Annotated in this window: 18 protein-coding genes; 11 read left to right on the top strand and 7 right to left on the bottom strand. The window is 72.6% G+C overall.

Annotated elements, in window-relative coordinates:
* Positions 1 to 122 precede the first annotated feature (122 nt).
* From ACIO9J_RS30695 to ACIO9J_RS30705, 3 genes are all read right to left on the bottom strand, one after another.
* Positions 123 to 1,838, bottom strand: coding sequence for an LCP family protein (locus ACIO9J_RS30695; protein ID WP_402006839.1), 1,716 nt, complete (start codon positions 1,836 to 1,838; stop codon positions 123 to 125).
* A gap of 311 nt (positions 1,839 to 2,149) precedes the next feature.
* Positions 2,150 to 3,424: an LCP family protein gene (locus ACIO9J_RS30700; protein ID WP_402006718.1), complete on the bottom strand. Its 1,275-nt coding sequence runs from the start codon at positions 3,422 to 3,424 to the stop codon at positions 2,150 to 2,152.
* Between the two features lie 679 nt (positions 3,425 to 4,103).
* Positions 4,104 to 4,856 (bottom strand): TIGR03089 family protein, encoded by a 753-nt coding sequence (locus ACIO9J_RS30705; protein ID WP_402006720.1) that lies wholly within the window; start codon positions 4,854 to 4,856, stop codon positions 4,104 to 4,106.
* A 137-nt stretch (positions 4,857 to 4,993) separates the two neighbouring features.
* Between ACIO9J_RS30705 and ACIO9J_RS30710 the strand changes: the two genes are divergently transcribed.
* The 3 genes from ACIO9J_RS30710 to ACIO9J_RS30720 all read left to right on the top strand — a co-directional run bounded on the left by ACIO9J_RS30710 (position 4,994) and on the right by ACIO9J_RS30720 (position 8,672).
* The gene (locus tag ACIO9J_RS30710; RefSeq protein ID WP_402006723.1) at positions 4,994 to 6,415 is read left to right on the top strand and encodes a peptidoglycan recognition protein; all 1,422 of its coding nucleotides are present in this window, start codon (positions 4,994 to 4,996) and stop codon (positions 6,413 to 6,415) included.
* Between the two features lie 104 nt (positions 6,416 to 6,519).
* Entirely contained in the window at positions 6,520 to 7,602 is a 1,083-nt protein-coding gene (locus ACIO9J_RS30715; RefSeq protein WP_402006726.1) for a sugar phosphate nucleotidyltransferase, read from the top strand.
* 65 nt (positions 7,603 to 7,667) lie between these two features.
* Positions 7,668 to 8,672: a DNA-3-methyladenine glycosylase family protein gene (locus ACIO9J_RS30720; RefSeq protein ID WP_402006728.1), complete on the top strand. Its 1,005-nt coding sequence runs from the start codon at positions 7,668 to 7,670 to the stop codon at positions 8,670 to 8,672.
* Positions 8,673 to 8,946: 274 nt separating this feature from the next.
* Here the strand turns inward: ACIO9J_RS30720 and ACIO9J_RS30725 are convergent, their stop codons facing one another.
* From ACIO9J_RS30725 to ACIO9J_RS30735, 3 genes are read right to left on the bottom strand one after another with little or no spacing between them, the layout of a single operon-like run.
* Positions 8,947 to 10,251, bottom strand: coding sequence for a coenzyme F420-0:L-glutamate ligase (locus tag ACIO9J_RS30725; protein WP_402006730.1), 1,305 nt, complete (start codon positions 10,249 to 10,251; stop codon positions 8,947 to 8,949).
* Positions 10,248 to 11,204, bottom strand: coding sequence for a 2-phospho-L-lactate transferase (gene cofD / locus ACIO9J_RS30730; RefSeq protein WP_402006733.1), 957 nt, complete (start codon positions 11,202 to 11,204; stop codon positions 10,248 to 10,250). Before cofD ends, ACIO9J_RS30725 begins: the two co-directional genes overlap by 4 nt.
* 34 nt (positions 11,205 to 11,238) lie before the next feature.
* Positions 11,239 to 11,754: a cysteine dioxygenase gene (locus ACIO9J_RS30735; protein WP_402006736.1), complete on the bottom strand. Its 516-nt coding sequence runs from the start codon at positions 11,752 to 11,754 to the stop codon at positions 11,239 to 11,241.
* Between the two features lie 620 nt (positions 11,755 to 12,374).
* On the opposite strand from ACIO9J_RS30735, the gene ACIO9J_RS30740 reads away from it, so the two are divergent.
* From ACIO9J_RS30740 to ACIO9J_RS30750, 3 genes are all read left to right on the top strand, one after another.
* The gene (locus ACIO9J_RS30740) at positions 12,375 to 12,638 is read left to right on the top strand and encodes a WhiB family transcriptional regulator (protein WP_016642094.1); all 264 of its coding nucleotides are present in this window, start codon (positions 12,375 to 12,377) and stop codon (positions 12,636 to 12,638) included.
* A 315-nt stretch (positions 12,639 to 12,953) separates the two neighbouring features.
* Complete coding sequence (locus ACIO9J_RS30745) at positions 12,954 to 16,589, top strand: glycosyltransferase (RefSeq protein ID WP_402006740.1); 3,636 nt, start codon at positions 12,954 to 12,956, stop codon at positions 16,587 to 16,589.
* On the top strand, positions 16,586 to 18,076 hold the full coding sequence (locus tag ACIO9J_RS30750) for a DUF5719 family protein (protein ID WP_402006743.1): 1,491 nt from the start codon (positions 16,586 to 16,588) through the stop codon (positions 18,074 to 18,076). Before ACIO9J_RS30745 ends, ACIO9J_RS30750 begins: the two co-directional genes overlap by 4 nt.
* A 108-nt stretch (positions 18,077 to 18,184) precedes the next feature.
* Here the strand turns inward: ACIO9J_RS30750 and ACIO9J_RS30755 are convergent, their stop codons facing one another.
* Positions 18,185 to 18,646 (bottom strand): metallopeptidase family protein, encoded by a 462-nt coding sequence (locus tag ACIO9J_RS30755; RefSeq protein ID WP_402006746.1) that lies wholly within the window; start codon positions 18,644 to 18,646, stop codon positions 18,185 to 18,187.
* Positions 18,647 to 18,908: 262 nt separating this feature from the next.
* Between ACIO9J_RS30755 and ACIO9J_RS30760 the strand changes: the two genes are divergently transcribed.
* The 5 genes from ACIO9J_RS30760 (at position 18,909) to ACIO9J_RS30780 (ending at position 25,008) form a co-directional block, all read left to right on the top strand.
* Positions 18,909 to 19,331 carry a DUF3499 domain-containing protein gene (locus ACIO9J_RS30760; RefSeq protein WP_402006749.1) on the top strand — a complete coding sequence of 141 codons (423 nt, stop codon included), beginning with the start codon at positions 18,909 to 18,911 and terminating at the stop codon, positions 19,329 to 19,331.
* 174 nt (positions 19,332 to 19,505) lie between these two features.
* The gene (locus ACIO9J_RS30765) at positions 19,506 to 21,122 is read left to right on the top strand and encodes an L-lactate permease (RefSeq protein WP_402006752.1); all 1,617 of its coding nucleotides are present in this window, start codon (positions 19,506 to 19,508) and stop codon (positions 21,120 to 21,122) included.
* Between the two features lie 135 nt (positions 21,123 to 21,257).
* Positions 21,258 to 22,622: a phosphomannomutase/phosphoglucomutase gene (locus tag ACIO9J_RS30770; RefSeq protein WP_402006755.1), complete on the top strand. Its 1,365-nt coding sequence runs from the start codon at positions 21,258 to 21,260 to the stop codon at positions 22,620 to 22,622.
* Between the two features lie 916 nt (positions 22,623 to 23,538).
* On the top strand, positions 23,539 to 23,715 hold the full coding sequence (locus tag ACIO9J_RS30775) for a Trm112 family protein (RefSeq protein ID WP_098242904.1): 177 nt from the start codon (positions 23,539 to 23,541) through the stop codon (positions 23,713 to 23,715).
* 93 nt (positions 23,716 to 23,808) lie between these two features.
* Positions 23,809 to 25,008 carry an SIS domain-containing protein gene (locus ACIO9J_RS30780; RefSeq protein ID WP_402006759.1) on the top strand — a complete coding sequence of 400 codons (1,200 nt, stop codon included), beginning with the start codon at positions 23,809 to 23,811 and terminating at the stop codon, positions 25,006 to 25,008.
* The last annotated feature ends 30 nt before the right edge of the window (positions 25,009 to 25,038 follow it).

Consider the following 25,038-nt stretch of genomic DNA (forward strand, 5'->3'; position numbering starts at 1 on the left):
CCCCGCCCCATTCCCGAACCGCGGCCGCCCCGCGTCCTGTTGACGCCCGGGTGCGACGTACGCGCGGCCGGGCCGACGTACTTGCATTGGCGCATTGTTAGACGCAGAACGACCGCTTCAGGTCACTTGGCACACACAGTCTTGTCAGCTTCGACCTTCTGGATCCCCTCCGGCGCCTTCGCCGGAGCGGAGACGGGCACCCCCGCGCCCTTGAAGTCTCCGCCGAGCGTCAGCTTCATGGCCGGGAGGCCCTGTGCGTTCTTCTCGCTCTTGCCCGGCTTCAGGGCCGTGGCGGGCAGGCCCATGATGTCGGCGAGCCGACGGGCCTGATCCGCCTGGTCGGGCGCGTACTCGAGCGTCGTCTTCTTGATGTCCGAGGGCGCGTTGCCCAGTTGGCTGGACTTGAGCACTCCCTCAGTGTTCTGCAGCCACGTGAGAGTTGTCTGAGCGGCGCCGGTCTTCCCGCTGCCGTTGTAGAGGTCGACCCGCACCTCGGAGGGGTCGGCCTTGGGGCCCTTGAGCCGGGCGGCCACCGCGGCCTTCTCCTTCTTCTCCTTCTTCTTCACCTCGGTCAGCGACTCGTCGGCGCGCATCATCGCGAAGAGCTGCTCGGACTTGGCCGGGTCGGGGACGACCGTGGTGTGGACCTTCTCGGCGGGGTTGTCGATGACCGGCAGCGTGGCGAAGCTCAGGTTCTTCATGTCGAGCTTGCCGAGCTCCATGCCGAGGTCGCGGAGTTTCATTATGTCCGCGATCTTGGAGTCGACGGTGAGGGCCTTGGTGCCCGCCTCCGCGAGGCTGATCATCTTCTTCGGGTCGGTGAGCGTGTCACTCGACTTGAGCTTGCGCATCAGCGCGCTGAGGAACTGCTGCTGGAGCTCGATCCGGCTCAAGTCGCCGCCGGTGCCCACCGAGTGGCGGGTGCGGACGAAGGCGAGCGCCTGCTCACCCTCGATCGTGTGCTTGCCCTTGGACAGCTTCAGGTGCGACTTGGGGTCGTCGATGTCCTTGGCCAGACAGACGTCCACGCCGCCGACCGCGCTGGAGAGCGTCTTGACCGCGTTGAAGTCGGCCACCATGAAGTGGTCGAGCTTTATCCCCGTGATCTTCGTGACCGTACGCATCGTGCAGCTCGGCGTGCGGTCGTACTGCCCGAGGCTCTCGTTGAAGCGGACGTTCTGCGATCCGTTGATGGTCTTCTTGGTGCCGTCGTCCATCGTGGTCGGGCAGTCCGGAATGTCGGTGATCATGTCGCGCGGGATGCTCAGCGCGGTCGCGTTCGTCCGGTCCTTGGAGACGTGCAGCAGGATCGTGGTGTCCGCGTGCCCGACGCTGCCCTCGTCGCCGTAGCCCTTGTTGCCGCTGCCGCTGCGCTTGTCGGTGCCCATCACCAGGATGTTGATGGCCCGGTCCTTGCTGAAGCCGCCGGTGCCCGCGCCGTCATCGTTTATCGACGTGATGTTGTCGTTGAGGTGCTGGTAGTAGAGGTACCCACCGGCACAGCCCGCGACGAGCAGGAAGGCGAGCGAGCCGCCGGTCCACATCAGGACCTTCTTGCCCTTGGACTTCCTCGGCTTCTGCTTGCGCCTGCCGCTCGACGCGGTCTCCGGCTCCTTCACCCGGCGCCTGCGCTGTCCGGGCACCTCACGGCGCTCGTCGCGCTCGTCGCGCTCGTCACGACGCGGGCGGTCACCGCCCGGCGCGGGGCGGCCTCGGCCGCCGCCACGGGGCGCGGTTCTCCGGGGTCCGGGAACCGATGACTGCCCTGCGGAGGGGCTCAGTCGCAGTTCGTAGTCACCGGTGGTCGGGTTGAGTACCCACTGGTCTGCGGGGTCGATGCTCTCCGCCCGCCCGTCTCCCGCCACCGCCCCTGTAGGGAAGTCGCTTCGCTCGCCCCTATTGGGCCCACGGCCTTGCGCGTCCACGGTTGTTTGCGTCCTCCGTCGGGGCCACGCGGCGCCTTTCCCCCCTCAAGAAGGCGCTCGGTCAGTCGTTCAGCGGCGCGCGGCCCGAAGGCCAGGCGCGCCGGATCGCTCACACTATCCGCCCAGTTCAGCGCTGAACGACGCCGGTGACAAATTCCACTCCCCTACAACTGGGCAATCCGCCCTATTTCTTGATGGAGAGCCTCTCGGGCTTGGTGATCGCTTTACTCGCAGGTCGCTCCAGCGGCCGTGTTGCCCCGGAATGTCGGCGCGGGCGACGGCGTATGGGAAGGGTCGTCCGGCTTCTCGTCGCTCCCGTACTCGTCGGAGTCCGCATAGTCCTCTTCGTATCCCGAGTCCTCTTCGTACGACGACTCCTCGGACGCCTGCTCCTGGCGCGGCGCCGATTTCTCGGGCTCCCTGGGGGTCACCTGGACCGGGCTGTCGGTGCGCAGCCGGGTGAAGAGTTCCTCGGCGGCCGGCTCGACGAGCTCGTCGCGATTGGCGTCGTAGGAGTACGACTGCCGGGGCACGGTGAGGAACTGCACCCGTTCTGTGGGGATATTGCGCATACCGCGCACCAGTTCGTACAAACCCCGCAGGCTGGCGAGTCCCGGATCGGTGGTGAGCGAAGAAGTCGCCGCGTCGAGAACGGGATAGAGCTTCGCGGGATTCAGCAGGACGTCATTGCTCTGCACCTTGTTGACGAGCGCGCCGAGGAACTCCTGCTGGCGGTCCATCCGGTCGGTGTCACTGCCATTGCCGAGGCTTTTGCGCGCCCGCACATAACCGAGTGCCTGTTCGCCGTTGAGGGTCTGCTTGCCCGCGGCGAGCTTCACATGGGCGTCCGTGTCGTTCATCGGGGCCGGCAGACAGACCTGCACGCCGTCCACCGCGTCGACCATGTCCTTGAACCCGGCGAAGTCCACCACCATGTGGTGATCGACGCGGATCCTCGTCAGCTTCTCGACCGTACGGATGGTGCAGGCGGTCCCGCCGAACTCGTACGCCCAGTTGAACTGGGCGAACTGGGCCCGGGTGCGGGAGCCGTCGGGGCGCCGGCAGCTCGGGATGTCCACCATCACGTCGCGCGGGATCGACACGGCGGTCGCGCTCTGCCGGTCGGCCGCCAGGTGCAGCAGGATCGTGGTGTCCGAGCGCTGGGTGCCCGGGTCCCTGCCGTACTTCTTGTTGCCCCGGCCCGCGCGGGTGTCCGAGCCGATGAGCAGGATGTTCTGCGCGTCGTGCACCAGCGGTGTGGGCCGCTCCTTCTCGTAGCGCGCCAGCTCGGCGGCCGCGTCGGTGTCCTTGGTGATGTTGCCGTTGAGCTTCTGGTACGCCGCCCAGCCGACGCCTCCCGCGGCGAGCACCAGGACGGCGAGCCCGAGCGCGCCGTAGCGCAGCCACCGCCGCCGTCGCCGGACGCCCCCCGCCCCACTGGGACTGGCGCCCGCGCCCGGCCCGTACGTACCGGTCGGCGTGCCTGCGGTCTCGACCACGTGTACGTCCACCCCTCATGGCTGCGTCGGTGCATGGTCCGTCCCTACGACCATGGCCCGCACACCCCCAAGAGGCCTCTGGACCCGCACCAGACGTACGCCGAACGGGCGAAAGGCCCACGGACGGGCCGGCCTACGGCACCGCGAGGGGGGCCGGACCACGGTGCGGCTAAGGGTCGCGGGGAACTGCGCGACGAGCCACGGGTGGCTGCGCGGCGAGGTGGGGAGGGGCCACGGTGCGGCTAAAGGGGCGCGGGGAACTGCGCGACCGGCCACGGGTGGCTGCGCGGCGAGGGTGGGACGGACCACGGGTCACTCAGGGGCGCGGGGAACTGCGCGACCGGCCACGGGTGGCTGCGCGGCGAGGGTGGGACGGACCACGGGTCACTCAGGGGCGCGGGGAACTGCGCGACGAGCCACGGGTGGCTGCGCGGCGAGGTGGGGAGGGGCCACGGTGCGGCTCAGGGGCGCGGGGAACTGCGCGACGAGCCACGGGTGGCTGCGCCACGAGGAGGGGCCGGGCCACGGTGCGGCTAAAGGGGGCGCGGGGAACTGCGCGACCGGCCACGGGTGGCCGCGCCACGAGGACGAGAGAGACCACGGCCCGGCCAGGGGCGCGAGGAACACCGCGACCAGCCCCCACGAACCCGCACCCGAAAACAAACCCCCACCGCCAAGCTCACCGCATGGTGACCGTCACCCGCTCATCCCCCACCCGCTTCTCAAGCCCCCCCTCCCCAAGCTCCCCAAGATGCCGACAAAGCACCACGGACCCCCCCACAGCCAGCGCCGCGTAAAGCCCCGCACTGAGCCCATCCCACGCGTCGTACGAGAGCCCGGAGAGAATCCGGGACCCCGCCACGACCCCCAGCCGCCCCGCGTCCGCACGGCCCCGCGCCACGACCTCCGCCGAGGTCAGCTCGACCCCGCCGACCACGAGCCCGGCCTCGTCGGCGTCCACCGGCGCGAACGGCACGAACCGGTCCCCCTGACTCGGCACCTCCACCGCGTAATCGGCGAAGCCCTCCGGCGTCTCGGGAAAGCGCCCGCCCAGCGGACGGAGCGCCAGCGCCACCCGCTCACCGGAACACGCGCGCGCCACGTCCAGCGAGTCGGGACCGCTCACGACGACATCGGCCGCCGCCGGATCCCCGCCCACGTCGGCGACGACTCCCACCGACGAACAGGCGAGCAGCCACACCGCGGTCTGCCAGTGCGCGGGCAGCAGCAGCGCGACCCGGTCGCCGGGCCCGGCGGCGAGGTCGCCCTGGAGCAGATTGGCGGTCTTGGCCACCCAATTGGCGAAGGTGGCCACGGACAATTCCACGCGTTCACCGGTGGCGTCGTCGTAGAAGGTGACAAGTGGGCGGCCCGGATCCGAGGCGAGCGCGGATCGCAGCAGGTCGGCGGGGGTGCGGTCGTTGGCGTTCACGGGCGCAAGGGTACGCGGGCGCGCCGTGGCCCCTCGGCGTGGCGGGGGAGCGCGGGCCACCGGTTCGGCCGCTCCGGGCCGACGGTCCGTCAGTTCCCCAATGGACAGATATGTTCCGGTTGCCGACGATCATACGTATGCGTGGATTTCTTGCTTCCTCGATCGGCGTCACGTGCGCGGCCGCCCTGGCCCTGCCCCTCACCCTGCCGTCGTCCGGCGCCCGTGCCGCGACACCCGCCGCGGAGTCCCCCGCCGGGTCCGCGGTGGCGGCGGCCCCCGCGCGGGCCGCCGGATCGGTCCCCGGCAGCACCCAGTCCCTCCCGCTCGCCCCGTCGGGCTCCGACCGCTCGCTGGGCCCCGCCTCCAGCGAACAGGGCATCGCCCGGCGCGACGTACGTCCCTTCTCCCTGGTCGGCGTCGTCTGGGACGACCCCGAAGCCGAACTGCACGGCTCCGTCCAGGTCCGCACCCGGGCGACCGGCACCACCGTCTGGTCCGGCTGGCAGGACGTGGAGACCCACAACCACGAACACGCCGCGGACCCGGGCACCCCCGAGCGCGGCACCGGCGCCGTGCGCGGCTCGACCGCCCCGCTGTGGGTCGGCGACTCGGACGGCGTCGAGATCCGCGTACGGGCGGAACCGGAGCGCCCCGCCCGGCCGGCCCGCGCCGCGGCCACGGCCACGACCACCGAATCGCCGTCCGCGGCGCCCCTGCCGAAGGGCCTGCGCCTCGAACTGGTCGACCCCGGCGACGAGCCGCCCCAGCAGGGCGCCCAGGCGGAGGCCGCCCGCGCCACCACCCTGACCGCCCAGACCGCCGCGGCGTCCGCCGTCAACGCGGACCTCGCCCCGATGGGCGCCACCGTCATCCCCGAACTGACCAGGCGCCAGACGCAGGACGACCTGATCGCCGCGCGGGGCGGCACCGAGGCGGCCGGCAAGGCGGGTCCCTTCATCGGCCCGCGCCCGCGCATCATCACGCGCAAGGGCTGGGGCGCCGACGAGAAGCTCCGCGAGAAGGACTTCGCCTACACCAAGACCGTGAAGGCCGCCTTCGTGCACCACAGCGCGTCCGGCAACAACTACCGCTGCTCACAGGCCTCATCCGTGCTGCGCAGCATCTACCGCTACCACGTCGAGAGCAGCGGCTGGCGTGACTTCGGCTACAACTTCGCGGTCGACAAGTGCGGAAACATCTACGAAGGACGTGCCGGAGGTGTGGCCAAGCCGGTCCTCGGGGCCCACACTCTCGGTTTCAACACCAACAGCATGGGCATCGCCGTCCTCGGCACGTACAGCAGCTCCACCCCCCCGAAGGCCGCCGTGAACGCCGTCGCCCGGCTGACCGCGTGGAAGCTCGGCCTGTACGGCGCCAATCCGCGCGGGACGACACACCTGAAGTCCGGCGGTGGCAACCTGTACAAGAAAGGCGCGAACGTCCGGCTCAAGGTGATCTCCGGTCATCGGGACGGATTCGCCACCGAGTGCCCCGGTAGCCGCCTGTACAAGAAGCTCGGCAAGGCCCGGTCCAGCTCGGCCCGCTTCCAGGGCCGCTGAGGTCCGACGCACCGCTCGAACCGCACGATCTGCACATCCGTCTGCATACACTGGCCGGCCGAAACTCAAGTTCGGCCGGCCCCAGCAGGAAGCAGAGACGACAGGTGACAGAAGCGATCCTCCTGGTCGGCGGCAAGGGAACCCGGCTGCGACCGCTCACGGTCCACACCCCCAAGCCGATGGTCCCGGCGGCGGGCGTCCCGTTCCTCACCCACCAGCTGGCGCGTGCCCGTGCGGCGGGCGTGGACCACATCGTCCTCGCCACCTCCTACCTAGCCGAGGTCTTCGAGCCGTACTTCGGGGACGGCTCGGCGCTCGGCCTCCACATCGAGTACGTGACCGAGGACGAGCCGCTCGGCACGGGTGGCGCGATCCGCAACGTGGCGTCGCGGCTGCGCTCGGCGCCCGACGAGCCGGTACTGATCTTCAACGGGGACATCCTCACGGGCCTGGACATCGGCGCCCTGGTCCGTACCCACGAGGAATCGGCCGCGGACGTCTCCCTCCACCTCACCAAGGTCGAGGACCCCCGTGCCTTCGGCCTCGTGCCGACCGACGCGACCGGCCGGGTCACCGCCTTCCTGGAGAAGCCGCAGACCCCCGAGGAGATCGTCACCGACCAGATCAACGCGGGCGCGTACGTGTTCCGCCGCTCGGTCATCGACACGATTCCCGCGGGCCGACCGGTCTCCGTGGAGCGCGAGACGTTCCCCGGCCTGCTCGCCTCCGGAGCCCACCTCCAGGGCATGGTCGACTCGACGTACTGGCTGGACCTCGGCACTCCCCAGGCGTTCGTCCGCGGCTCGGCGGACCTGGTGCTCGGCCGCGCCCCCTCCCCGGCGGTGCCGGGCCGCTGCGGCGACCGCCTCGTCCTGCCCACCGCGTCCGTCGCCGCCGACGCGAAGCTCACCGGCGGCACGGTCGTCGGCGAGGGCGCGCGAATCGGCGAGGGCGCGCGCGTGGACGGCAGCACGGTCCTGTCCGGCGCGGTCATCGAGCCCGGCGCCGTCGTCACGGACTCCCTGATCGGCGCGGGTGCGCGGATCGGCGCCCGCACGGCGCTCACCGGCGTGGTGATCGGCGACGGCGCGCGGGTCGGCGCCGACAACGAACTGCGCGACGGAGTCCGCGTCTGGTGCGACGCCACGCTGCCGGCCGGCGCGGTGCGGTTCTCCTCCGACCAGTGACCGCCGGGATCCGCTCCTCCCGGTAACCGCCACGGCGGGGGCGGGCGTCGCCTACCCTCGTTGAGATGTCGTCCCGTTTCGCCCCGCGCCCCACCCGCACCTCCGTGCGCGGCGGCGAGACGGCCGTACCGGCGGGCGTGCCCCGCCCGGCCACGGCGCCCCTGACGCGTACGTGGCGGCCGCCCTACCCGCTGGACCTGGGCCTGATCCTGGGCCCGCTGCGGCGCGGCCCGGCCGACCCCACCTTCCGTACGACGCCCGACGGGTCGGTCTGGCGCGCCAGCCGCACCCCGGGCGGGCCCGGCACGCTGCGGGTCGCGCTGCGCGCGGGCACCGTCGAGGCCGAGGCGTGGGGCCCGGGTGCGGACTGGCTCCTGGACCAACTCCCCGGACTCCTGGGCGAGTTGGACGACCCCGGGCTCTTCGAGCCCCGGCACCGCCTGGTCGCCGCGACGGCCCGCCGCCGCCCCGGCCTGCGCCTGATCCGCACGTCCCTGGTCCTCGAATCGCTGATCCCGTCGATCCTGGAACAGAAGGTCACCACGGACGAGGCGTACCGGGCCTGGCGCCTCCTGGTCCGCAAGTACGGCGAGCCGGCCCCGGGACCGACCCCCGCCCAGGCCCGCATGCACGTCATGCCTGACCCCCGCACCTGGTCCCTCATCCCGTCCTGGGAGTGGCACAAGGCGGGCGTGGACGACAAGCGCGCGGCCACGATCCTGCGCGCGGTGGCCAGGGCGTCCCGCCTGGAGGAGGCGGCGACGATGTCCCCGCTCCAGGCCCAGGCGCGCCTGGAACTGATCCCCGGCATCGGCCCCTGGACCTCGGCGGAGACGGTCCAGCGCAGCAACGGCGCCCCCGACGCGGTGACGACGGGCGACCTCCACCTGCCGGGCATCATCGGCTACGCCCTGGCGGACAACCGCCAAGCGGACGACTCCGAGATGCTCAAGCTCCTGACCCCCTACGAGGGCCAACGCCACAGAGCCGCCCGCCTCATCCTCCTGAGCGGCAAAACCCCACCCCGCAGACAGCCCCGCATGCCGAGGGGCAACATCGCGGCACTGTGACAACCACGCCCACGGGGCAGACCTACTAGGGGCGCGGGGAACTGCGCAAACACCCTCCACGACCCGCACCCGCCCGGGGACGGCGAGGGGACGTTCAAGGGGCGCGGGGAACTGCGCGAACACCCCCCACGACCCGCACCCGACCAAGGACAGCGACGGACGTTCAAGGGGCGTGGGGAACTGCGCAAACACCCCCCACCACCCCGCACCCGCCCAAGAACCCGAGCCCCCCCAAGCCCAAGGCGCAAGGTCCAAGGCCCAGGGGCCAGATCCCTTACCGGACGGCGACGAAGTCCTCCACAACCCGCCCACCCCTAGCCGGAGGCTCACTCAAGGGATGCCCCACGGCCACCGCCCCCATCGGATCCCACCCCGCAGGCAGCCCGAGAACGTCCCGTACGACATCCCGGCAGAACATCGTCGACGAAACCCACGCGGAGCCCAGCCGCTCCCCGGCCAGCGCGACCAGGAAGTTCTGCACACCCGCGCCCGCCGCGACCACGAACATCTCGCGCTCGGCGGCGTCCCGCCGCTCGTCCCCGTAGGTGTGGGCGCCGTCCGTCACCAGGCAGGGCACCACCAGGTAGGGCGCCTTCCGCAGCACGTCCCCCCTGCGCACCCGCTTGGCGATGGACTCCTCCGACTTGCCGTCACGGCGCAGATCGGCGATCCACGCGTCCCGCATGGCGTCGAGGAGTTCGACCCGCGACGCGGCGGATTCGAGGAGCACGAAGCGCCACGGCGTCGTGTGGTGCGGCGCGGGCGCGGTCACCGCCGCGGCCACCGCCCGCCGCACCGCGCCGGGGTCGACCTCCTGGTCGGTGAACTCGCGCACGGTCCGCCGCCGCGTCACCGCTTCCCGCACCGCCTCCGACGTACCGAGCCGGAACATGTCGTCGCGTGCGACGCGCACCAGGGCCCGCGCCCCCTCGTCCGGCCCGTCGCCGCCCACCACGTGCGGCAGCCCGCGGACCACCGCGACGGGCAGCCCTGCGGCCTTGCCCTTGACGAGGTCCCCCGCCGCGGCGAGCTCGTCCGCGGTGGCGACGATGGTCGCGCTCAGCGGATTGCCGTACGCGTCGACGCCGCCGCGCAGATCGTCGAGGACCCGCACCCCGGCGGCCCCGATGGCGACATCGGTGAGCCCGGAGCGCCAGGGCCTGCCGAAGGTGTCGGTGACGACGACGCCGACGTCCACGCCGAGCGCGTCACGCAGCCCGTCCCGCACGGCGCGGGCCGAGGCGTCCGGGTCGGTGGGCAGCAGCAGCACGGTCCCCGCGGGCGTGTTGGAGGCGTCGACCCCGGCCGCGGCCATCACGAGGCCCTGCCGGTTCTCGACGATGCGCAGGGTCCCGCGGCGCGCCACGACCCGCACGGTCTCCGCGTCGATGGCGGCCTCGCGGTCGTCCGCCTGGACGACGCGCCCCTCCGCCTTGCTGACGATCTTCGAGGTGACGAGGAGCACGTCCCCGTCGGCGAGGCCCGGCTCGGCGGCGGCGATCAGCTTGGCGAGGTCGTCGCCCGTGCGCACCTCGGGCAGGCCGGGCACGGCCCACGCGCGGTAGGCCGGGGCGGTCACGCGCGGACCTCCGAGGCCAGCGCGAGGGCCTGGGCGGCCATGGCGGCCGCGGCGTCCAGGTCGGTCATCATCAGCGGGATGGCCCGGCACCGGATCCCGGCGCTCTCCACCCGCTCCACGACGCCCGCGTCGACGGTGTCGACGAGCCACCCGTCGAGCAGCCCGCTTCCGTAGTGCTCGGCGACGGCGGCGGCGCTGGTCTCGACGCCCACCGCGGCGAGCACCTTGTCGGCCATGCCGCGCACGGGGGAGTCGCCGACGATGGGGGAGAGCCCGACGACCGGCACGCCCGCGTCGGCGATGGCCTCGCGGATGCCGGGCACGGCGAGGATGGTCCCGACGCTCACCACGGGGTTGGACGGCGGGAAGAGCACGACGTCGGCCTCGGCGATGGCTTCGAGGACGCCGGGCGCGGGCTTGGCCTGCTCGGCGCCGACGGGCACCACGGCGTGCGCGTCCACGGAGGCGCGAAGCCGCACCCAGTACTCCTGGAAGTGCACGGCCTTCTGCTCGCCGTCGACGGTGACGGCGACATGTGTCTCGACGCGGTCGTCGGACATGGGGATGAGCCGCACCCCGGGCTGCCACCGCTCGCACAGCGCCTGCGTGACGGCGCTGAGCGGATATCCCGCGCCCAGCATCTGCGTCCGCACGATGTGCGTGGCGAAGTCCCGGTCGCCTAGCCCGAACCACTCGGGCCCGACGCCGTACGCCGTGAGCTCTTCCTTGACCTTGAACGTCTCGTCCGTACGTCCCCAGCCCTGCTCTTCGTTGATGCCGCCGCCGAGCGTGTACATCACGGTGTCCAGGTCGGGGCAGACCTTCAACCCGAACAAGTGAATGTCGTCACCGGTGTTGCCGATGACCGTGATGTCCGCGTCGGGCGCGGCTTTCTTGAGTCCGCGGAGGAAACGAGCACCGCCGATGCCGCCGGCCAGAACCACAATGCGCATGTGCCCCAGCATGTCAGGCGGGTACGACAACGTGTCAGGCGGTTACGACATCCCCGGCGACGTCGTCCGTGGTGGCGGCGGCGCACCGGGCCGCGTGCATCGGCATCTCGGTCAGGCCGGGGTGGTAGACGTGCAGGCTGACGGCCGGTTCGAGGGAGTCGTTGACGACCTCGTGGACGTACCCCGGCGCGAAGACGCGCTGGGCGCCCGCGCCGAGCGCCCGCGTGCCCCGCTCCGTCCGCTCGGTCAACTCACCCTCCAGGACGGTGAGTACGCCGGACGAGCGCCCGTGGTCGTGCGTGCCGCTGCCTTGTCCGGGCACCCAGGAGAGCAGCCAGACCTCGTAGCCGGGTCCGGTGCGCAGGCGGTGGTACCAGCGGCTGGTCGCGTCGTACTCGACGAGGTGTGCCCACTGGGCGCGGTCGGCCGCGATGGTGCGGGCCAGGCCGACGAACTCGGCCACGGTGGCGGGGTGCTCGCGGGCGGGCTGCAGGAGGTGCGGGACTTCGAGGATGTCGCCGGCGATCTGGAGGTCGCTGTCGCTGTTCATCGTGCGGTGGTTCCTCAACGTAAGAGTGCTGGGGTGTCGCGAAGGAAGGGTGAAGCGCAGAGATGCGAAGACGTGTGGAGAGGTGGAGACGTGGAGCGGGGAACGCGGCTCGACAGCTGGAAGAACTCAACAGCTGGAGCAGGAACAGCAACAGCGCGCGTGGGCAGCACCGATGGACCCGCTGGTGCGGGTCATCGAAAGAGCCAGGTTCGCGAGCATGCCCACTAGGACACCGGCTCATACCTTCGGTGTCAACTCTATGTCCGGAATGTGGGATATGTTTCACCTCATCCGGTTGTTCTCTCAGGCGAAAGGTTTGTGCAGTCGGCGCACAGGACACATGGCGCAGCAACCGGCACTCAAACATCGACGTCTTTCCCGGTGAGACCTTCCGGGGTTGCGCCGGAGTGCGCCGGAGCGGGTCGCTGACCAGTGTCAGGGTTTATGCCGATTTGAACACTTTCCGCATAGCCTTGGTTCCGCAGAGTGAATAAGGGACCCAATAGCAGATCTCGGCTTGACTGGCCCGGATCGGCACACTTGTAATTTCACTCGTGTCGTTCAGCCGAAATCGGTAACGGCAAGCACCACGGGGACGCACAGACAGACGAGGGGCGCACATGACCGAGCTGGTTCAGGAACTGCTGGTCGAGGACGCGGACGAGGAACTCGGCTGGCAGGAGCGCGCGCTGTGCGCCCAGACCGACCCCGAGTCCTTCTTCCCCGAGAAGGGCGGCTCCACGCGCGAGGCCAAGAAGGTCTGCCTCGCCTGTGAAGTCCGCTCCGAATGCCTCGAATACGCACTCGCCAACGACGAACGATTCGGCATCTGGGGCGGCTTGTCGGAGCGTGAGCGCCGCCGCCTGAAGAAGGCCGCTGTCTGAAACCCGCACGACCACCGTCTGAACTCCCGCGCGACCGCCGCCCTGCGGCCCGCGCGACCCCGGCGGCCGCCACGCGCGCGTACGTGAAGGAAGCGCGTGCGGAGCCCGGACCGCCACGGCGCGTGCCGCCCGACCAATTCGGCACACACCTCCCTCAAACAATGCGCAACGAACGGCCCGTCACCCGTGGGTTATCCACAGGCGGCGGGCCGCCCTGGTGCCAGCCGTTAGTGTGGGGCCCCGTCCGAGACGCCCCGGCGCCCCCGCAGGGCGCAGGCGTCCACCGCAGTCCATCGAACCGGGGCCCGTACCTCGATGTCCGTGCACAGCCATTCGGCAGCCCATCAAGAGGCCGCCGCTCCCGAGTTCCCGCGGCACGTCGTGACCGCCGTGCTCGTCTCCCACGACGGCGCCCGCTGGCTGCCCGACGCCCTGGCCGGCCTGCTCGGCCAGGAGCGCCCCGTGCAGAACGCGGTGGCCGCGGACACCGGCAGCGCGGACGACTCCGCCCGCCTGGTCACCGAGGCCCTCGGCGCCGACCGCGTGCTGCACCTCGCCCGCCGCTCCGGCTTCGGCACCGCCGTCGACGAGGCCGCCCGCACCGCCGGGGTGCTCACCCCCGAGGAGCTGCCGTACCTCAAGCGCCCCAGCGGCTGGGACCCGGTCAGCAGGACCTGGCGCGACGAGGCGTACGACATGCCCGAACTGCCGCACGGCGAGCCCGTGCAGTGGCTCTGGCTGCTGCACGACGACTGCGCGCCCGAGCCCGAAGCCCTCGCCGAGATGCTGCGCGTCGTCGAGAACGAACACGAGCTCGGCAAGGACGTAGCCGTCGTGGGCCCCAAGCTCCGCGGCTGGTACGACCGCAGGCAGCTCCTGGAAGTCGGCGTCTCCATCGCCAACAGCGGCCGCCGCTGGACCGGCCTCGACCGTCGCGAACAGGACCAGGGCCAGCACGACCACGTACGGCCCGTGCTCTCCGTGTCCACCGCCGGCATGCTGATCAGGCGCGACGTCTACGAACAGCTGGGCGGCTTCGACCGCAGGCTGCCCCTGATGCGCGACGACGTCGACCTGTGCTGGCGCGCGCACGCCGCGGGCCACCGCGTCCTGGTCGCCCCCGACGCCGTCGTGCGGCACGCGGAGGCGTCCTCGCGCGAGCGCCGCACCGTCGACTGCGTCGGGCGCACGGCGACGTCGCCGCACCGCGTCGACAAGGCGGGCGCCGCCTACACCCTGCTCGTCAACGCGCGTACGGCCGTGCTGCCCTGGGTGCTGTTCCGGCTCGTGGTCGGCACGCTGCTGCGCACCGTCGCGTATCTGGTCGGCAAGGCGCCGGGACAGGCCATCGACGAGATCGCGGGACTCCTCGCGACGCTGCTGCGCCCCGGCCGGATCCTCGGCGCCCGCAAGACGCGCGGCAAGTCCGCGCTGGAAGCGGGCGAGATGCGGCCGCTGTTCCCGCCGCCCGGCGCCACCGTGCGCGCCACCGTCGAACAGGCGGCGGGCAGCGTCGTCGGCCGCGCCGACGCGGAGGCCCCCGCGGGCGCGGGACGGCACGGCGCCGTCGAGTCGGGACCCGGCGGCGACGACGCGGACTTCCTGCAGATCGAGCAGTTCGCCCGGCTCAAGCGCATCGCCCGCAAGCCGGGACCGATGCTCTTCGTCGTCCTGCTCTTCGTCTCGCTCATCGCCTGCCGGGCGCTGCTCGGCAGCGGTGCGCTCGCGGGCGGCGCGCTGCTGCCCGCGCCCGCCGACTCCTCGGGCCTGTGGTCGCGTTACCTGGACGGCTGGCACGCCGTCGGCACCGGCGGCACCCAGGCGGCGCCGCCCTACGTGGCGCTCGTCGCGGGCCTGTCCACCCTGCTGTTCGGCTCCACCGGACTCGCGGTCACCGTGCTGCTCGTCGGCTCCGTGCCGCTGGCCGGCTTCGCCGCGTACTTCGCCTCGCGCCCGCTCGTCCAGTCCCGGCTCCTGCGGGCCTGGGCCTCGGTCGCGTACGCCTTCCTGCCCGCCGCCACCGGCGCGCTCGCGGGCGGCCGCATCGGCACCGCCGTCCTCGCCGTCCTGCTGCCGCTCATCGCCCGCGCGGGCATCGCGGCCAGCGGTCTGACGGCCCCCGAGGGCACGCGCGGCACCTGGCGCGCCACCTGGGCGTACGCGCTGTTGCTCACGCTCGCCACGGCCTTCACGCCGATCGTCTGGCCGATCGCCCTGGTGCTCGGCCTCGCCCTCCTGGTGCTGCGCCGCCGCGACCTCACGGCCTACGCACCGCGGTTCCTCGCCGCGCTCGGCACGCCGCTCCTGATGCTCGCCCCGTGGTCCCTCTCGCTGCTGCCCTTCGGCTTCTTCCGGGAAGCGGGCCTGGAGTTCGGCACCGGCTCCGCGAGCGCGTTCGACCTGCTCGGCGGCAGCCCCGGCGGCCCCGGCACGGTCGACGGGCTGCTGCTCATCGGCATCGTGCTCGCCGCGCTCGGCGCCCTGCTGCGCGCCGAGCGGCAGCTCGCCGTGCGCACCGCCTGGGCCGTCGCCCTGGTCGCGCTGGTCTTCGCCGTCCTGTCGAACCAGTCGGCCTGGGCGGGCCCGGCCACCCTGGCGTACGGCATCGCGCTCCTCGCGGCCGCCGCGCTCGGCGCCGACGGGGCACGCGCGCGTGTCGCCGAGCAGAGCTTCGGGTGGCGTCAGCCGCTCGCCGCGCTCATCGCGTTCGCGGCGGCCGCCGGGCCGTTGCTGGTGGCCGCCGGATGGATGATCCGCGGCGCCGAAGGGCCCCTGGAGAGGCGCGACCCGGTGCAGGTGCCCGCGTTCGTCGCCGAGGAGAGCGGCACGCAGGACCAGGCCCGCACCCTCGTCCTGGACAGCGAGTCGGCGGCCGATGTCGCGTACTCCCTGGTCCGGGGCTCCGGCGCGCGCCTCGGCGACGCCGAACTCACCGCGACCACGGCCGCCGACGACCGGCTCGACAAGATCGTCGCCCGCCTGATCGCGGGCTCCGGAGCCGACCAGGCCGACCAGCTCGGCGGCTTCGCCGTCCGCTACGTCCTCGTACGCGACGGGGCGCCCCGCCAGATGAGCCGCACCCTGGACGCGACGCCCGGCCTGACCCGGCTGAGCCAGGAGGACGGCAGCGCCCTGTGGCGCGTGGACCGGCAGGTCTCCCGCGCCGCCGTCGTCCCGAAGAGCGGCGACCCGGAGCCGGTCGCCGCGGGCCCTGTCGAACTGCACACGAAGATCCCCTCCGGCGACCAGGGCCGCGTCCTGCGGCTCGCCGACTCGGCCGACCCGGGCTGGACCGCCACCCTGGACGGCCGCCCGCTCGACCGCGTCACCCTGGACGGCTGGGCGCAGGGCTTCGAACTGCCCAGCGCGGGCGGCCGTCTCGACGTCACCTTCGAGACCCCGCTGAGCCACGCGGCCTGGCTGTGGACGCAGGGCGCGCTCGCCCTCGTCCTGGTGGTGCTCGCGCTGCCGGGCCGCCGCCGCGACGTCGACGACGACCTGCCCGAGGAGCCCGTCATCCCCGCCCAGGCGGTCGAGGGCGAGGGCCGCAGGGCACGCAGGCTGCGGGCCCAGAACGAGCAGGCCGCGCAGGAGGCGGGCCAGGACGTTCCTCCTCCTCCGGAGGAGGAACACGCCGCGGTCCCGCAGCAGTCGCCGTCGTACGACGAGTGGGAGACCCCGGCACACGCGGGCGCCGAGCAGCAGTTCCAGGGCGGGCAGTACCCGGCCGGGTCCTACGACCAGTCGTCGTACCCGTCGGACGCCTACCAGGGCGGCCAGTACGACCCGTACGCCTCCTACGGAGGAGCGGGCGGCGCCTACGGAGGCGAGCAGCAGCAGTACGGGCAGTACGAAGACCCCTACGCGCAGCAGCAGCCTCCGATGCCGCCGGCCCCTCCGCGACCGCCGCACGGCACCGACAGTGAGCGCCCCGACGGGAGCCAGCAGTGAACCGCACCACCCAGTCCCTGATCGCCGTGGTCGTCGTGCTCGGCGCCGTCACCGGGTACGCCGCGTCCAGCGGCACGCAAGCCTCGGACGGCGGGGCGAAGGCCGCGGCGCGGCTGCCCGTCGAGCGCACCAGCCTGCTCTGCCCGGTGCCCAGCGCATCGGACCTCGCCGAGACCTCGTACACGGCGTTCACCCCGAGGTCGAGCGGCGCCGAGGGCAAGGGCACCGCGGAACTGCTGCCCGTGAGCAAGGCGTTGACGGACGCGGCCAAGCAGGAGGACAAGAAGAAGGCCAAGCCCTTCCTGTCCCAGAAGAAGCCCGGCGAGCCGGTCGCGGGGGAGACGTCCGGCGGTGACTCGCCCGCGCTCATCGGCACCGCGGACGGCGGGTTCGCGCCCGGCTGGAGCGTGCAGCAGACCACGACGTACGCGGTGGGCAGCGGCCGCGGCGTGCAGGGCACCAACTGCACCGCGCCCGACACGGACTTCTGGTTCCCGGGCGCGAGCACCGCCAAGGACCGCAGCGACTACATCCACCTGACGAACCCCGACGACTCCGCGGCCGTCGTCGACGTCCAGCTCTACGGTCCCAACGGCGTCGTCAAGGCCGAGGTGGGCGAGGCGATCCAGGTCCAGCCGCACTCCAGCGTCCCGGTGCTCCTCTCCACGCTCACCGGCAAGCCCTACACGAACCTCACGATGCACGTGACGGCGCGCAGCGGCCGGGTCGCGGCCCATGTGCAGTCCTCCGACGAGAAGCTCGGCGGCGACTGGCTGCCCCCGTCGGCCGACCCCGCGAGCAGCCTCGTGCTGCCCGGCATCCCCAAGGACGCCACCTCGGTACGCCTGGTCGCCTTCACGCCGGGATCCGACGACGCGGACCTCAAGGTGCAACTGGCCTCGCCGAACGGCACGATCACCCCGGCGGGCCACGAGAACCTGCACGTGAAGTCCGGCATGACGGCCGCCGTCGACCTCGGTGACGTCACCAAGGGAGAGCCCGGTTCGCTGATCCTGACGCCGACGGACACGGCGGTGCCCGTGGTGGCGGGGCTGCGCGTCACCCGTGGCAAGGGCAGCAAGCAGGAGACGGCGTTCATCCCCGCGACCGACGCGGTGGGCACGCGCGCGACGGTCGCCGACAACCGCGCCAAGGGCTCCACGCTCTCCCTGGTGGCGCCCGGCAAGTCGGCGAAGGTGAAGGTCACCGCCTCCGCGGGCACCGGCGGCGGCTCACCGGCCTCGAAGACGTACACGGTCAAGGGCGGCACGACCCTGGAGATCGCGGACCCGCCGGTGCCCGAGGGCCTCAAGGGGCAGTACGCCCTCACGGTGGAGTCGGTGTCCGGCGGCGAGGTCCACGGCTCGCGGATGCTGGCGCTGCCGGAGGACGGCATCCCGATGTTCACGGTGCAGACGCTGCCGGACGACCGGGGGACGGTCGCGGTACCCAGGGCCGAGCGGGATCTGTCGGTGCTCCAGAAGTGACGGTGCTCCAGAAGCGATGGCGCTCCAGAAGTGACGGGGCTCCAGCGGTGACGGCGCCTGGGCCCGCGGGTCAGTGAGAGCCGGTTCCCGCGCGCGGGGCGGTGGACGTCATTCCTCGTCCCCGTAGCGCGGGTCCACCGACTCGGGGGAGAGGCCGAGGAGTTCGGCGACCTGCTCGACGACCACCTCGTGCACCAGGGCGGCGCGCTCGTCGCGTCCCTTGGTGCGGATCTCCACCGGGCGCCGGTAGATGACGACGCGGGCGGGCCGCCCCTCGTTCGCCGCGATCGTGCCGCCGAGCGGCACCACCTCGTCGCGCCACTCCCCGTCGCCCCCGTCGGAGCCGCCGAGGGGCGGCACCTCAAGCACCACGAACTCGATCTCGGTGAGCTGCGGCCAGCGCCGCTCGAGACGCTCCACGGAGTCCTGCACCAGGTCGGTGAACGACTCGGCACGGCTCGCCGAGAGCGGCACCTGGGGCGGCGCGACGGGACCGCGCATGCCCCTGCCGTGCCGGTCGCGGCGGCGGGGCCTCGGGTCTGCTGAGCGGGGCTGTACGGGGTCGTCCATCACTGACGAAGCGTAGTCCTCGAGATCGCTCTTTCCGCACGGCGCACGCCATGTCGCTTCCTGACCATTCCGGCCAAGGTGGGGCTCGATTACATATCTCTCCGGGACCGTCGGCCTCGCGACAAATGACGTGATTCGCGCCATGTGGTGACCGGATTCAACACCACCCGCCCCAGTGGTCACTGGTGTCCGCGCAGGTCAACGAGGCGCCCGCGCGGTACTCCGGAGGGGAGCGAGCGGCACGACACGGTGGGGTGAGCTCATGGGGAGTCGTCGCGGCCCGCTCAAGAGTGCGGTACCGTCCAACGTCGTGAGCCCTGTACGTCGCTGTTCGCGCACCGCTTGCGGCCGTCCCGCCGTCGCGACGCTGACGTACGTCTACGCCGACTCGACCGCGGTCCTCGGCCCCCTCGCCACCTACGCCGAACCCCACTGCTACGACCTGTGCGCCGAGCACTCCGAGCGGCTGACCGCGCCCCGCGGCTGGGACGTCGTCCGGCTCGCCGACGCGTCCGGTCCCGCCAGGCCCAGCGGCGACGATCTCGAAGCGCTCGCCAACGCGGTGCGCGAGGCGGCCCGCCCGCAGCAGCGCGCGGCCGAGGCGGGCGGCGGCCCGCGTACGGCGGACCCGATGGAGGTCGCACGACGCGGCCATCTCCGGGTGCTGCGCTCACCCGAGTCCTGAACGGCACCTCTCCGTAGAGCCCCGTCTCCGTAGATCCCGTCTCCGTAGACCCCTGTCGTTTATCGCTGAACAACAGTCGGCGTACGACCCATTGACGTGCCCTCGTCGCGGACACGAGCATTCCCCCACTCGCGAGAGATCACTTTCCGCATCACGGAAACCGGGGAGCCGCCTGTGTTCACCCAGCAACTGGAGCCCGTGGCCGACTCGCTCGGCCTGTCCGCACTCGTCGCGACCCTGCCCCTCCTGACCGTCCTCGTCCTGCTCGGCGCCGTCCGCATGAAGGCCCACCTGGCCGGCCTCATCGGCCTCGCGGTCGCCGTCGTCGTCGCCTGGCTCGCGTACGGCATGCCGCTCGGCCAGACCGCCTCCAGCGCGGCCCAAGGAGCGCTCTTCGGCCTCTTCCCCATCCTGTGGATCGTCGTCAACGCCCTGTGGGTGTACCGGATGACGGTCCGCACCCGGCACTTCGACATCCTGCGCCGCTCCTTCGGACGCCTCTCCGACGACCCCCGCATCCAGGCCCTCGTGGTGGCCTTCTGCTTCGGCGCGCTCCTGGAGGCACTCGCCGGGTTCGGGGCGCCCGTCGCGATCTGCTCGGTGATGCTCGTCGCCCTCGGCTTCGACCCGGTGCGCGCCGCGGTCGTCGCGCTCGTCGCCAACACCGCGCCCGTGGCCTTCGGCGCCATGGGCACCCCGGTGGTGACGCTGGCTCAGGTGACGGGCCTGCCCCTGGACACCGTCGCCACCGTCGTCGGCCGCCAGACGCCGCTGCTCGCGCTCGTCGTGCCGCTGCTCCTGGTCGCCCTCGTCGACGGACGGCGCGGCCTGCGCGAGACCTGGGTACCCGCCCTGGCCTGTGGATTCGCCTTCGCCGCCGCGCAGTTCGCGGCCTCCAACTACGTCTCCGCGCAACTCGCCGACATCGGGGCGGCCCTGGCGGGCGCGGGCGCCCTCGTGGCGGTGCCCTCCGCGCGCGAGCCGGCCGCCGAGCCCGTCCGCGCCGCGGTCCTCACCGGCGCCCGCAGCGAAGACCTCGACCACGACGACCCGCGCCCCGAAGTCCTTCGCGCCTACGCCCCGTACGCGCTCATCGTCGCCATCTTCTCCCTCGCCCAGATCCCGGCCGTCAAGGACCTGCTCGCCAGGGCGACCCGCACCTTCGACTGGCCGTTCCTGAACGTGGCGGACCCGACGGGCAAGCCGGTCGGCGGCAACGTCTTCTCGCTGCCGCTGGTGTCGACCGGCGGCACGCTGGTGCTGCTCGCCGGGATGGTCACGGCCGCCGTCATCGGGGTGCACGCGCGCGTGGCGGTCAGGGAGTGGCTCGCCACCGTCCACGAGCTGCGCTTCGCGATCCTCACCGTGACCTCCGTGCTGGCCCTCGCCTACGTCATGAACCTCTCCGGGCAGGCGGCCACGATCGGGCACTACGTAGCGGCCGCCGGTGCGGGCCTCGCCTTCCTGTCGCCGGTGCTCGGCTGGTTCGGCGTCGCGGTCTCCGGCTCCGACACCTCGGCCAACGCGCTGTTCGGCGCCCTCCAGGTGACCGCCGCCCAGCAGTCGGGGCTCTCCCCGGAGCTCCTCGCCGCGGCCAACAGCTCCGGTGGCGTGCTCGGCAAGATGATCTCCCCGCAGAACCTGACGATCGCGTGCGCCGCCGTCGGCCTGGCGGGCAAGGAGGGCGATCTGTTGCGCAAGGTGCTGCCGTGGAGCCTGGGACTGCTCCTGGTGATGTGCCTGATCGTGGTGGGCCAGAGCACGCCGGTGCTCGGCTGGATGCTGCCGTGAGCCCGCTGCGCGGCCGGCCGCGCGGGAGCTTGCCGGGAGGCCCGGTCGGCTGTCGGCGGCAGCAGGTACTTTTGTGGTGACCGGGGAGAACTCTCCGTACTCGCTGAGCTAGCAGAACCGTAGAGAGGGTTGGCCGTGACTGCTGATCTGTCCCAGATCGTGAAGGCGTACGACGTCCGCGGGGTGGTCCCGGATCAGTGGGACGAGTCGCTCGCCGAGCTGTTCGGGGCGGCCTTCGCAGCGATCACGGGAGCGGAGGCCATCGTCGTCGGGCACGACATGCGCCCCTCGTCGCCGGGCCTCTCCCGCGCCTTCGCGCGCGGTGCGGCCGCGCGCGGCGTCGACGTCACGGAGATCGGCCTCTGCTCGACGGACCAGCTCTACTACGCGTCGGGCGCGCTGAACCTGCCGGGCGCGATGTTCACGGCCTCGCACAACCCCGCCCAGTACAACGGCATCAAGATGTGCCGCGCGGGCGCCGCCCCGGTCGGCCAGGACACCGGCCTCTCGGAGATCCGCGCCCTGGTGGAGAGCTGGAGCGAGACCGGTGTCCCCGAGAGCGCGGCGCGCCAGGGCACCCTCACTCAGCGCGACACCCTCACCGACTACGCGGCGCACCTGCGCGGCCTGGTCGACCTGACCGCCATCCGCCCGCTCAAGGTCGTCGTCGACGCGGGCAACGGCATGGGCGGGCACACGGTCCCCACCGTCTTCGAGGGACTGCCCCTCGAACTGGTCCCGATGTACTTCGAGCTGGACGGCACCTTCCCCAACCACGAGGCCAATCCACTGGACCCGGCCAACATCGTGGACCTCCAGGAGCGGGTGCGCGCGGAGGGAGCCGACCTCGGCATCGCCTTCGACGGCGACGCGGACCGCTGCTTCGTGGTCGACGAGAACGGCGGCCCGGTCTCCCCGTCGGCGATCACCGCCCTGGTCGCCTCCCGCGAGCTGGCCAGGAACGGCGGCAAGGGCACCGTCATCCACAACCTCATCACCTCCTGGTCGGTCCCGGAGGTCGTGAAGGAGAACGGCGGCACGCCCGTGCGCACGCGCGTGGGCCACTCCTTCATCAAGGAGGAGATGGCCAAGTCCGGCGCGATCTTCGGCGGCGAGCACTCCGCGCACTACTACTTCAAGGACTTCTGGAACGCGGACACGGGCATGCTCGCCGCGCTCCACGTCCTCGCGGCCCTCGGCGGCCAGGACGGACCGCTGTCCGCGCTAGTCGCGCAGTACGACAGGTACGCGGGCTCCGGAGAGATCAACTCCACGGTCGACGACCAGGCCGCGCGCCTCGCCGCGATCAAGACGACGTACGAGGGCCAGGAGGGCATCACCCTCGACGAGCTCGACGGCCTCACGGTGACCGCGGCCGACTGGTGGTTCAACGTCCGCGCCTCGAACACGGAGCCCCTGCTGCGCCTCAACGTGGAGGCGAGGGACGAGACGACGATGGCCAAGGCCCGCGACGAGGCGCTGTCGATCATCCGCGGCTGACGCTTGCCGAGGCCTCGTCGAGGCCTCGGCGCGGGTCCATGGGCCACGGTTCACAGGCCATGGGCCATGGGCCACGGACCACGGACCACGGCTCGCGCCGACCGCCTTCGCCGAAGACCGTGTCCGGCCAGTCCCCGCCGTCCGTCCCGGTGACGGCGGGGGTCGGGCACTGACGTGTGGGCAGTTTCCGCGGTAGCCGCGTGGCGCGGTCGCCGTCTGGCACTGTGGCTGTCCGGGGCGGTGGCCGTCCGGTGCCGTGGCCGTCCGGCACTGTGGCCGCCCGGTGCCCTGGCCGTCTGGCACTGTGGCTGTCCGGGGCGGTGGCCGTCCGGTGCCGTGGGTCCGGCACTGTGGCCGCCCGGTGCCCTGGCCGTCCGGCACCGTGGCCGCCCGACGCCCTGGCCGCCCGGCACCGTGACCACCCGCCTCCCCGTCCCCCGCGACTCCCGTCCCCCCAACTCCCGTCCCCCCAACTCCCGTCCGCCCAATTCCCTAGCCGTCCGGCACCCGGCTCGCCCCCACCCAAGCCTCTGACCTGCCGATTCGCACCGCCCACGCAGTGGCCAGCCACAGGCGCACGCACGCCCCCCGACTCCCTGCCAACGGCCTCCGCCACCGCACGCCGGAGCGCCTCCGCCCAAGGTCCCGGCCGGTCGGCCCGCACCGCCCGCCGATCGTGGGCTGCCGGCTCCTCCGCCCCGTCCGGCCCCTGCCCGACGGTCCCGGACGCCGCCCGCCCACCCGCCGCCCCCACCCCACCCCTCCAGACCCCTCCGCCCCGCCCCGCACGGAGGTAGGCTGACCAGGCCGCATCCCGAGCCGCCACCGCATGGATCCCGCCCGGAATCCCGCACCACGGCAGCCCGCACCGCGGTCGTGCGACAACCCACTCGTTCAGCTTGAAGGGACCCACCCCATGCCGCTCGAAGCCGGCCTCCTGGAGATCCTCGCCTGCCCGGCCTGCCACGCCCCTCTCAAGGAGACGGACACCGAGCTGATCTGCACGGCGGACGCCAAGGAGTGCGGCCTCGCCTACCCGGTCCGCGACGGCATCCCCGTGCTCCTGGTCGACGAGGCCCGCCGCCCCGCGTAACGGCGCGGCCCGCTGCCCCGCCCGGCACCCCCCGGCGCGGGACGGCGCCCGACCAGCACAGGCAGGAAGCCGCGCACGGCGATCGGAGGCCCCATGCTCGACGAGTCACTCCTTGACGTCCCCGAGGCACTCACCCGCGCGGACCGCCGCGGGCTGCTGCGGGCCGCCGCGGAGGCGGGCGCCCGCGTCCGCACGGCGGTCCGGCACTCCGCCGAGGCCGGCCTCACCGACCTCAAGCCCGACGGCCGCCCCCGCGCCATCCTGATCGCGGGCCCCGGCACCGCCGCGGCCTGCGTCGCCGATCTGCTCGGCGGCCTCGCTGGCGGCGGCTGCCCCGTCGTCCGCCTCGCCCCGACGGGCGTCGCCCCCGCCGCGGGCGCCCTGCGCTGGGCCCTGCCCGGCTGGGTGGGCCCCGTCGACCTGCTGCTCATCGCCACCCCCGACGGCTCCGAGCCCGGCCTCTCGCTCCTCGCCGAGCAGGCGTACCGGCGCGGCTGCACGGTCGTCGCCGTCGCCCCCGCCCGCTCGCCGCTCGCCGAGGGCGTGGACGGCAGCCACGGCCTGACGGTCCCGATGGCCACATCCCCGTACGGCGCCTACGAAGGCGCGCACGACGAGACCACCCGCCTCGCCGCCTCCTACGAGGCGCGCCGCGTGGAGGACGAGGCCGCACCCGGCGCCCCGGGAACCCTGTGGGCGCTGCTCGTCCCGCTGCTCGTGCTGCTCGACAGGACGGGCCTGATCACCGCCCCCGTCGACACCCTCCAGAAGGTCGCCGACCGGCTCGACAGCGTCGCGGAACGCTGCGGTCCGGCGATCACGACGTACAGCAACCCCGCCAAGACGCTCGCCGTCGAGCTCTCCGACGCGCTGCCGCTCATCTGGACCGAGGGCCAGTCCGCGGGCGCGGCGGGCCGCCGCTTCGCCGCCACGCTCGCCGAGCTCGCAGGGCACGCGGCCCTCGCCGCCGAGCTGCCCGAGGCGCTGCCCGCGCACGGCGCCCTGCTCGCCGGCAATCCGACCGGCGGCGAGGACACCGACGACTTCTTCCGCGACCGCGTCGACGACGCGGCGGCCCTCCGCGCCCGCGTGGTCCTGCTCCGCGACCGCCCCGCCGACGCGGGCGGGCTCACCGCGACGCCCGCGGCCCGCGAGCTCGCGCACGGCCACGACGTCGCGCTCAGCGAGCTCGAACCGGAGAGCACCGAAGAGCTCGAAGCCCTGGCGGAGCTGATCGCCGTCACGGATTTCGCCGCCGTTTACCTGGCGCTCGCCTCGGGGGACCGATCATGACCGGACCGATCCCGGTCGCAGTCCAGCATT

Source organism: Streptomyces sp. NPDC087300, assembly GCF_044744425.1.
Classification (GTDB): domain Bacteria; phylum Actinomycetota; class Actinomycetes; order Streptomycetales; family Streptomycetaceae; genus Streptomyces.

Excerpts from the sequence above, each read along its gene's own strand:
- ACIO9J_RS30710 (WP_402006723.1), top strand. The coding sequence starts at position 4,994 with ATGCGTGGATTTCTTGCTTCCTCGATCGGCGTCACGTGCGCGGCCGCC.
- ACIO9J_RS30720 (WP_402006728.1), top strand. The coding sequence starts at position 7,668 with ATGTCGTCCCGTTTCGCCCCGCGCCCCACCCGCACCTCCGTGCGCGGC.
- cofD (WP_402006733.1), bottom strand. The coding sequence starts at position 11,204 with ATGCGCATTGTGGTTCTGGCCGGCGGCATCGGCGGTGCTCGTTTCCTC.
- ACIO9J_RS30735 (WP_402006736.1), bottom strand. The coding sequence starts at position 11,754 with ATGAACAGCGACAGCGACCTCCAGATCGCCGGCGACATCCTCGAAGTC.
- ACIO9J_RS30740 (WP_016642094.1), top strand. The coding sequence starts at position 12,375 with ATGACCGAGCTGGTTCAGGAACTGCTGGTCGAGGACGCGGACGAGGAA.
- ACIO9J_RS30745 (WP_402006740.1), top strand. The coding sequence starts at position 12,954 with ATGTCCGTGCACAGCCATTCGGCAGCCCATCAAGAGGCCGCCGCTCCC.
- ACIO9J_RS30755 (WP_402006746.1), bottom strand. The coding sequence starts at position 18,646 with ATGGACGACCCCGTACAGCCCCGCTCAGCAGACCCGAGGCCCCGCCGC.
- ACIO9J_RS30760 (WP_402006749.1), top strand. The coding sequence starts at position 18,909 with ATGGGGAGTCGTCGCGGCCCGCTCAAGAGTGCGGTACCGTCCAACGTC.
- ACIO9J_RS30775 (WP_098242904.1), top strand. The coding sequence starts at position 23,539 with ATGCCGCTCGAAGCCGGCCTCCTGGAGATCCTCGCCTGCCCGGCCTGC.
- ACIO9J_RS30780 (WP_402006759.1), top strand. The coding sequence starts at position 23,809 with ATGCTCGACGAGTCACTCCTTGACGTCCCCGAGGCACTCACCCGCGCG.